1 protein-coding gene is annotated in these 725 nt (G+C 33.9%); it reads left to right on the plus strand.

Going from position 1 to position 725, the window contains the following annotated elements:
- Nucleotides 1-614, plus strand: a 614-nt coding sequence (locus IEX94_RS19495) for a transposase (protein WP_188859922.1), incomplete at its 5' end; no start/stop codon positions are given.
- Nucleotides 615-725: the final 111 nt, after the last annotated feature.

Consider the following 725-nt stretch of genomic DNA (forward strand, 5'->3'; position numbering starts at 1 on the left):
ATACAATAAATGGTCGCTTACGTCGTCATCATCGCTATATGTTACGCCAGCATTGGGAACACATGGAATATATTGAACAAAATATCGAGGAACTGGAGGAACAAATTAGCCATTGCCTTAAACCCTATCAGAAAGAATTAGAATTACTAGATACCATTCCTGGGGTAAATAAAAATGGAGCAGCAATTATAATTTCAGAAATAGGCGTTGACATGTCTGTCTTTAAATCTGATAAGCACTTAGCCTCATGGGCTGGAGTGAGTCCAGGAAACAACGAAAGTGCTGGTAAAAAAAAACACAGTAGAACCAAGAAAGGAAATAAAGCATTAAAAACACTCGTAGCAGAATGTGCACTCAGCACCTTAAGTCAAAATAACAGAATATCCTCTTTTCAAAAAAGGATAATGAAACGTCAAGGCAAAATGAAAGCAAGAATAGCTACGGCAAATTTAATTTTAAAAATAGCTTACAACATACTCATAACTCATGAACCATATCAGGAACTAGGCCCTGATTACATGAAAGAGAAACAAGTTTCCAAAGAATTAAAGATGGTTGAATATCTAAAACGAAAAGGATATAAGATCACACCTACTGATCAAGAGATAGCTTAAGTTCTAAACTAAATATGAATAACTAACTTCATCTCTTAAAAAATCAGGATTTAAGGGATCTACTTTCTTATTGCCATTTTTAGCGTTATTTCGTAAGTATTTTCATACAAA

The sequence above is a fragment of the Oceanobacillus indicireducens genome (assembly GCF_014647195.1).
GTDB lineage: Bacteria > Bacillota > Bacilli > Bacillales > Amphibacillaceae > Oceanobacillus > Oceanobacillus indicireducens.